The organism is Phocaeicola sp. ICN-14070, from assembly GCF_037892625.1.
Lineage (GTDB): Bacteria > Bacteroidota > Bacteroidia > Bacteroidales > Bacteroidaceae > Phocaeicola > Phocaeicola plebeius.
Genome location: NZ_JBBKBF010000146.1, coordinates 1 through 1,588 on the forward strand (window position 1 = coordinate 1; position 1,588 = coordinate 1,588).

Annotated in this window: 1 protein-coding gene; it reads left to right on the top strand. The window is 42.6% G+C overall.

Features of this window, described 5'->3' with window-relative positions; all coding sequences use genetic code 11:
• The first annotated feature begins 114 nt into the window (after nt 1-114).
• Nucleotides 115-1,557 (top strand): IS4 family transposase, encoded by a 1,443-nt coding sequence (locus WKT20_RS17960; RefSeq protein ID WP_007565685.1) that lies wholly within the window; start codon nt 115-117, stop codon nt 1,555-1,557.
• Nucleotides 1,558-1,588 lie beyond the last annotated feature (31 nt).

Below are 1,588 nucleotides of genomic sequence, written 5' to 3' on the forward strand. Positions count from 1 at the left end.
ATTTAAGTTTCGCAAGTGCTAAAATGATGTAATAAAAAAGGCTAAAGTGTTTGATAATTCGGTAATTATCACTATATTAAAGTCGTCAAACAAAAAACATAGAACCCTTTAGCCATGAACAAAAATAGACATATTATCGGTGAACTCCAAGAGTTTTTTGCAAACAATGATGCCAGCAAGGCAATAAACAGCATATCAACCATAATGAACAGCATTAGGATACAGAGCAAAGTCATCGGTTCAGTCAAGAATCCGAACTGCAAGTTCACCTGTCTTCAGGTGTTGCAGTTGCTCGTGCTCTTCCCGTTCTTCTCGGTGAAAAATGCTGCCAATTATTCGTCCTCTGCACTCTGCAAGTTGTTTACATGCGATAAGGATATGTTCTATCGTTTCATGAATGACGGCAACGTCAATTGGCGATGTATAATCTACTCGGTTTTCAGACAGCTGTATTCTCGTGTGAGCCGCAAGACAACAGCAAAATCTGATGTCAAATGCGTCATTATCGATGATACAGATCTTCCTAAGACCGGATTCAAGACAGAGAAGATCGGTAAAGTCTTCTCTCATACTCAAATGAAGCCTATACTGGGCTTCAAAGCAATGTTCCTATGCTTTACTGACGGTATATCTCAGTCTATTCTTGACTTCTCTCTTCATGGAGAAGAGGGTAAGCGCAGCGACAAGCCACAGGGCTTATCCAAGAAGCAGGCAAACTCACGTTATACCAAGGAACGTTCTGAGGATGAGCGTATTGCTAAACGTAGCTCTGAGTATCTTGCAAGCAAGATTGAGACTGCTATCAGTATGCTGAAGCGCTCAATCATTGAGGGTGTACGCTTCGACTATCTTCTTGTCGACAGCTGGTTCACCTGCACCGAACTCCTGAAGTTCATAGTCTCAAGGCACTTTGGTTGCCATCTTATTGGAATGATAAAGATGGGCAAGATCAAGTATGAGACAGCTCTCGGAACCAAGACCGCACCTGAACTTATCAAGGTTCTTCAGAAGACAAAGAACTTAAAGTACAGCCGATCAATCGGTTATTATACTGCTACCATCTCTGCAAAGATCTCAGGCATCAAGGTCAACCTGTTCTTCTATAGAAAAGGCAAGAACGGTAACTGGAATGCCCTGCTAACCTCCGATCTTAAGTTGGACGCCAAGGAAGCCTTCAGACTTTACTCAAGAAGATGGGTTATTGAGGTCGCTCACAAGGAAATGAAGCAAAATCTAAAGCTCGGTAAAAACCAGTGTAGGGACTTTGCCGGACAGATCGCCGGCATATCATTATGCGTCTTGCAGTACAATATACTCAGTTATGTCAAACGCAATGAGTCTTACGAGACCATCGGAGGACTCTTTGCTGAAATTACAAAGAACTCTGTTGAACTTTCAGTAGCAGAAAAAATCTGGCTGCTGATCGTAGAAGTTATAAGCGTCATTGCCGAGGCTCTCAACTGTGACGCTATGGCTCTGACCGAACAGGTAATATCAAACGATAAACAAATTAAAGCAGTGAAAATGGCCTTTGACAAGCTGGCGGTCGCCGCCTAACGGGGCTAAAATTCACTTGCGAAACTTAAGT